This window comes from Halanaerobium sp. (assembly GCF_003070835.1).
Map to the genome: position 1 here is coordinate 1 of NZ_QBLR01000212.1, position 5891 is coordinate 5891.

Here is a 5891-nt window from a genome sequence, read left to right on the forward strand (position 1 = left end):
ATGGATAATCTAGAAAGAGAAATTGAAGAAGAAAGAGAAATTCTTGCTCCGGTATTAGAAAAAGTATCTCTTTTGATCGGGAATATTACAAACATTGATGATGATTTAACTATAATCACTCCTCCTTTTTTTCAGGAAGATGAATAATAAGTCCATTTATTTTAATTCTATTGAGCAGTGTTTAATACTCCTGCTAAAACTATAGTTAATACAGTAAATTGGGTACAAATAATGGCGGCTTAGACTGGAAATTAGTTAAAGATCTAATGGAAAAATATTTATCTGATTTAGATCTTGATATTTATATATGTTTAAATGAGAAAAATGAAGCTGAAGGTACAGAAAAGAAAATGCTTGATCTTGTTAATAAAGCTGACCGTGAACATTTAATTAAAGAGGTTGGTATTAATGCAAAACAGGCCAAAAAAATAGTAGATAAGCAGCCTATTCAGAGGTTTTGGCAGATAAATAATTTTAATGGGATAGGAAAAAAATCTTACGAAAAGTTATTTAGATACTATTATCAATTAGCTAAAGGCAAAAAAAGAGAATTAGTTCAAATGGCTTTAGAGATTTGACATCCTCCCCGCCCATTAACATGAGCGAGGCTTTCAAGGCTAAAGTAGGTAATTTAAAATTTTTTATAATATAATGTATGTTAGGTCACCGCGTCGTGACCATAGAGACTAAGTGATGCTTAGATTCGTGTTGGAGGGCTTATTAGTCCTCCGTTTTTTTGTTTAGATTAATTTGATAAAACTATGGAGGAATTGAAAAGAGGTAAAGAGTTATTAAAACAACTATGATTCATTTAAAACATCGATAAATTGGTTTTTTTGTCGATTGTTTGAAAGCCCTGCGATAATAAAGTATAATTAAGTTGGTAAATATTTTCAGGATAATAACTATCTATTACGGCAGGAGGACTATCATTGTTTTTTAAAAGATTACTTGATATCATATTTTCATTAATTTTATCAGTTTTATTAGCACCATTTCTGCTTTTAATTGCTTTACTGATCAGACTGGAGTCCAAAGGAAGCCCCATATTTGCTCAAAAAAGGGTTGGACAGCACAGTAAACCCTTTACTATTTATAAGTTCAGAACAATGCGTATTAACACCCCAGATGTGCCTACAAACGAATTTAATGACAGGGATCATTATATAACTAAGATGGGCAAGTTTTTGCGGGTAACCAGTCTTGATGAATTACCACAGCTTTTTAATATTTTAAAAGGAGATATGAGCTTTGTGGGTCCAAGACCACCACTTTTTTCTCAATCAGAACTGGTAGTTAATCGTAAAGAGCATGGAGTCGATAAATTCAAACCGGGAATTACCGGCTGGGCTCAGATTAATGGTCGGGATGATATAGATGACGAGCAGAAATTTGAGTATGATCTCTACTATAAGCGGAATCATTCCCTAATGCTGGACTTTAAAATAGTTGTGATAACTTTTCTGCAGGTAATTAAACGGGAAGGTCTAATTGAGAATGGAGATTAGAATATTTAAGTATGCAACTTCTAGAAATGCTACTATGCAATTTTCGGTAGTTTTAGTATATAACAAATAACGAGTCAAAAACTGTTGCAAACAATTTTCTTGGCCAAAAAGCAAATTAATTATATAATTACATTGTAGGGACATTATCAGCACGAAAAAGAGGGTGGAAAAAATGAAAACAAAACAATTCCGTATTGATGAAGAAGAATGGAAAAAATTCAAAAAAATTACACATGATTTTGGTAGTAATGCAAGTGTTGAAATAAGAAGGTTTATTAAAGAATATAATAAGCGGAACAGTCACGAAGAAATCTTTAATGAGATTTATGAGGATCAGAAAGTGGTATTAGATGCTTTAGCTAAATAATTATTTTCTGGAGCTGAATTAAATGGATAAATTTAATTAGAATATTAGGCCACGCTTTTGTAACTATATAGACTAATTAATGCTTAGATTCTTATTGGAGGCTTTTTAGTTTAGCATATGCAGGGGGCTTAAAATACAATGGGAAATAAATATGAAATTAGAAATAAGAATGATTCTTTTAAAGAATTAATTAAAAATAGAAATGATTTAAAAGATGCAGTTGAGGAATTTGATCCTGTTTATGAATTAAGGAAAAAGATATTGTTATTAAGGTTAGATAAAGGTTTATCACAGGAGGAATTGGCTGCTAGAGCGGGTATGAGGCAGTCAGTTATATCTAGAATAGAAAATGGTGAAAGCGAACCAAGAATTGAAACAGTTAATAAAATTGCAAAAGCATTGAATAGAAAAGTAAAGATAGATTTAGTTTGATTTCTAATCTCACTGAATAGGTGGGATTTTTCTTTTTTAAAAGCTTTAATTTAATGCTGCATAATTCTCAAATATTAAATTATCAATTTAGATGGTAATAGCTACAGATTGACTCACAGAGACACCATTTTTGGAAAATCTTAGGTGTAAAATCTTATTTAACGAAAGTGTAAAACATTGGTAACTATAGCTATTGGAAATTTTTTGAAATGAATATTGAAATGTTATTCAATTTGATATATAATTTAGTTAGTAAGCAATAGTAAGTATATTATACGAGGGATGGTTAATGATGGATAGTTTAAGAGAATTAAAGCAAAATGAAAATCTGGTTATTAATTCAAACAATTTAGAAGAGGAATTTGATGCATATTTTGATAATGTTTCTAAAGAAGATTTAATAAATGATTTAGTGAAGCTGGAATTGAAATACAGGATATAGAAAAAGATTATTTAACCTGAATTATTCATAGCAACCACGAAATATAATTTTCCTTTGATTTAACTCTAAAACTTTCTGATTTAAGACTTTAAAAGAGATTTTTGAGTTAAATTTTTAAAAAAATCTATTTTTTGTTATTATGGTAAAAATTACTATTGAAATTGGACATAGATATCCCCTAATCTTCCTTTATGTTTTTAAAACTTTACAATTATTTTAGAGTTCTGCGTCAACCAAATTCTAAACTCTGTATATTATCCAGTACTTTAAAAAATAGTTATTTGTTGGGACATCCTTCTGCCGGTTTTTCAATTTTAACTATAACTTTACGGTTTTTATCCCAGCTGCCAGCCTGATAGTTGAATTCACCATAAATAACTTATTTTTCAGATATTTCAGAGTTTTGATTTAGCTTTTTTAAAAAAGGTTTAGCTAGATCATAAAGCTTTGCATTTGCTTTTAATCGTATGGTATAGGAGATATTATGTTCTTCAGCTATCCGGTAAATACCAGGGGTGGCAAAACCACTGTCAGCTCTCAGATGAAGTTGTATTTCTTTAAACTTTTTTCTGTATTCTTTAAATACTGGACCTATAAATCTTACAGCCCTTCTTGATGTATAAACATTACCGGCTCTAAGTTCAGCTTTAATAAGTTCTCCAGTAACTCCATCAAACATCAATAATGGATGATATCCATGTAGAACAACATCTTCATTTTCATGTAAGCTATGATCAACATCATCATTATTAAAATTTAGACTGTCTTTTATTACCTGACTGAATCCAATTTGACTATCAAATTCCTTAAAAAGTAACATGCCGGAATCTGATGTTAAATCACCACCATTAAAATTTATTTTTAAATTTGACTTGAAATCCATCTTTTTTTCAGATATAGTAACCACATGGAGTCCCTACTTTTAATTTGGTGTAGTTACTATTATTATAAAGGAAAGGGGCTCCATTTTCTATGTTTTTAGAGAAAAATCTTAATAAAATTCTTTCACCCATTAGGTGAAAACAATATTTTGATAAATGATTGATATATTAGCACTGATAATTTATTTTGTGGTTGCTATGAATAATTCAGGATAAAAGAACTTAAGAATAAAAGAGTAACTTAATTATAAATATCACAAAAGCATTATGTGATTGCTCCTGCTGAAATTGAGAGATTTTGGCGGGAGTTTTTTGTTTGTGTGAGGTGAGTGATTTCATAAGTCTGTGGGGAAGGCTTTTTAGAGCTAACGCTATAAAAATGCCAGCAGTAGAGGCTGCTGGTGGTGTTAAACAAGATTTTATATATTTTGTTGCAATAACAGGGAATTTTAGTTTGCAACTTTCGGGAATACTAATTTGCAATTTCCGGCAATTTTAGGATACAACAAATACATTGCAATTGTTAAAACAATGGACAATTATACTGCCTGTAATAACTTGAAAGATATTAGACCATTTATTGAAAATAATGAGATAATAAATTTACAGTATAGACAAATCATGATATAATATGACTATAAAATTGATATAGAAAGAGGTGAGATCATGGAATTTAATATTAGACCATCAGCAGATTTAAGAAACAAATATAATGAAATATCTAAACAGTGTAAAGAAACTAGAGAACCAGTTATAATTACTGTACATGGTCGTGGTGATACAGCTGTTCTTGGCCTACAGGATTATAAGCAAATGAAAGCTGAACTAGAATTACTTAGAACCCTTGCAGAAGCAGAAGATGATGTGCAGAATGGAAGGTTAGGATCTATGCAGAAGTCTTTTGATGATCTTCGTGAATCTTTAGTCAAGAGGAAAGATAAAGATGTATAAAATCCTAAGAACAGATAAGGCTGAAGATCAGCTGCGAGATATAATATATTATATTGCAGCTAATTCCGGCAGTGTTGATACTGCCCTCAACTATTTGGATAAAATAGAAAAAGCTATTAATCACCTAAAAGAGTTTCCTAATGCTGGTAGTATACCAAGATATTCGATTTTAAAAAAACAGGGATTTAGAGTATTAATTGTAGAAAAGCATCTTGTGTTTTACAAAGTAAATGAAAAAGATAAAATAGTTAATATTTATGCAATAGTTGATGGAAGAAGAGAATATAAGAACTTAATCTGATAAACAGCTATACTGAATTTTTGAGATAAAATACGGGATACTATTTTGCATTTCCCGGTAATTTCAGTATACAACAAATAGCAGTTTGCCTGTTAAACAAAAAATAATAATACCGGGGGAGATAACTATGGATCATGAATTTCATTATTATATGACTTATCTTATTGCTGCTAGATCTGGTTTTAATAAAAAGGATGCTGAGACTTTAGCTTATTCCAGCCAATATATTGATAATAATGATCACATTTTTAATATTAGTCCAGGCACAGACAATCACTATCAAAATTATATAAGTCAGACTAAAAATATTACTAAGCCCAGAAAAAACTGTTTAGAATTTATCCGATATTTCATTTTGTGCCTGGAAAGGTTCTAACTAAAAATTCTAGGCGTAAAGATGGAAAGTTACATTATCTCAATACAACCCCGGATAATAAAAATGCAAATCAGATTTTAGATAGTGCTTTAGAGACTAACAATCTCTATAAAATTGGACTTGCAGTACATGCTTTTGCTGATACCTATGCCCATCAAAACTTTGTTGGTTATTTTGAAGGCTATAATCATCTTGGGGGAGTGCTGCAAAAATCTCCTGCTAAAGTTGGTCATGCCTCAGCTACCCATAAACCTGATATTCCGAATTTAATCTGGGAAGATGAGAGATTGTGTAGTTTTAACTGTAAACGAAATAATAAAGAAATATTTTTAAAAGCTGCTGGACGTATTTTCGAAAAATTAAAGCTATATAATAATTCTCAAATATCAACTCAAAAATTGAAATCTGAAAAAGAAGAATTACTCTCTGATTTAAGTGCTGCAATTGGAGAGACAACCGAAAAATATTCATTCTTTAGCAATTTGTTTGATAAAAAAGATAAAAACTTAAGAATAAAGAATTATCGAAAGCTCTCTCAGCAAAAACAATATGGAGGAACAAGAGTCGAAAAATATAATAAGTATCAATGGTTAGATAGAGTTCTTGCTAATCCTGGTAAAATATTATGGTTTA

At 30.2% G+C, this 5891-nt stretch carries 10 protein-coding genes; 9 read left to right on the top strand and 1 reads right to left on the bottom strand.

The window, feature by feature from the left end; genetic code table 11:
• Positions 1-266 precede the first annotated feature (266 nt).
• The 5 genes from CI949_RS15575 (at position 267) to CI949_RS15595 (ending at position 2749) form a co-directional block, all read left to right on the top strand.
• Positions 267-578 carry a hypothetical protein gene (locus CI949_RS15575; protein WP_208292419.1) on the top strand — a complete coding sequence of 104 codons (312 nt, stop codon included), beginning with the start codon at positions 267-269 and terminating at the stop codon, positions 576-578.
• Positions 579-932: 354 nt separating this feature from the next.
• Positions 933-1508 (top strand): sugar transferase, encoded by a 576-nt coding sequence (locus CI949_RS15580; protein ID WP_089655945.1) that lies wholly within the window; start codon positions 933-935, stop codon positions 1506-1508.
• 172 nt (positions 1509-1680) lie between these two features.
• The gene (locus CI949_RS15585) at positions 1681-1875 is read left to right on the top strand and encodes a hypothetical protein (RefSeq protein ID WP_089655946.1); all 195 of its coding nucleotides are present in this window, start codon (positions 1681-1683) and stop codon (positions 1873-1875) included.
• Positions 1876-2013: 138 nt separating this feature from the next.
• The gene (locus CI949_RS15590; RefSeq protein WP_089723002.1) at positions 2014-2307 is read left to right on the top strand and encodes a helix-turn-helix domain-containing protein; all 294 of its coding nucleotides are present in this window, start codon (positions 2014-2016) and stop codon (positions 2305-2307) included.
• Positions 2308-2599: 292 nt separating this feature from the next.
• Positions 2600-2749, top strand: coding sequence for a hypothetical protein (locus tag CI949_RS15595; RefSeq protein ID WP_166635238.1), 150 nt, complete (start codon positions 2600-2602; stop codon positions 2747-2749).
• A 379-nt stretch (positions 2750-3128) separates the two neighbouring features.
• On the opposite strand, the gene CI949_RS15600 is transcribed toward CI949_RS15595, so the two are convergent.
• Positions 3129-3656, bottom strand: a complete 528-nt coding sequence (locus CI949_RS15600) for a transposase (protein ID WP_089723003.1) — start codon at positions 3654-3656, stop codon at positions 3129-3131.
• Positions 3657-4296: 640 nt separating this feature from the next.
• Here CI949_RS15600 and CI949_RS15605 point away from each other — a divergent pair.
• The 4 genes from CI949_RS15605 to CI949_RS15615 all read left to right on the top strand — a co-directional run.
• A complete protein-coding gene (locus CI949_RS15605; RefSeq protein ID WP_073159730.1) occupies positions 4297-4581 on the top strand; it encodes a type II toxin-antitoxin system Phd/YefM family antitoxin in 285 nt (94 codons plus the stop codon).
• A complete protein-coding gene (locus CI949_RS15610; protein ID WP_089723005.1) occupies positions 4574-4882 on the top strand; it encodes a type II toxin-antitoxin system RelE/ParE family toxin in 309 nt (102 codons plus the stop codon). Before CI949_RS15605 ends, CI949_RS15610 begins: the two co-directional genes overlap by 8 nt.
• 127 nt (positions 4883-5009) lie before the next feature.
• Complete coding sequence (locus tag CI949_RS20995) at positions 5010-5258, top strand: DUF6765 family protein (RefSeq protein WP_089723006.1); 249 nt, start codon at positions 5010-5012, stop codon at positions 5256-5258.
• Positions 5240-5891: DUF6765 family protein (locus tag CI949_RS15615; RefSeq protein ID WP_290767982.1), on the top strand; the 652-nt coding region annotated here is incomplete at its 3' end. The genes CI949_RS20995 and CI949_RS15615, both read left to right, overlap by 19 nt.

Bases quoted from the DNA above. Each gene is read 5' to 3' on its own strand.
- CI949_RS15585 (WP_089655946.1), top strand. From the start codon at position 1,681: ATGAAAACAAAACAATTCCGTATTGATGAAGAAGAATGGAAAAAATTC.
- CI949_RS15610 (WP_089723005.1), top strand. From the start codon at position 4,574: ATGTATAAAATCCTAAGAACAGATAAGGCTGAAGATCAGCTGCGAGAT.
- CI949_RS15575 (WP_208292419.1), top strand. From the start codon at position 267: ATGGAAAAATATTTATCTGATTTAGATCTTGATATTTATATATGTTTA.
- CI949_RS15590 (WP_089723002.1), top strand. From the start codon at position 2,014: ATGGGAAATAAATATGAAATTAGAAATAAGAATGATTCTTTTAAAGAA.
- CI949_RS20995 (WP_089723006.1), top strand. From the start codon at position 5,010: ATGGATCATGAATTTCATTATTATATGACTTATCTTATTGCTGCTAGA.
- CI949_RS15605 (WP_073159730.1), top strand. From the start codon at position 4,297: ATGGAATTTAATATTAGACCATCAGCAGATTTAAGAAACAAATATAAT.
- CI949_RS15595 (WP_166635238.1), top strand. From the start codon at position 2,600: ATGGATAGTTTAAGAGAATTAAAGCAAAATGAAAATCTGGTTATTAAT.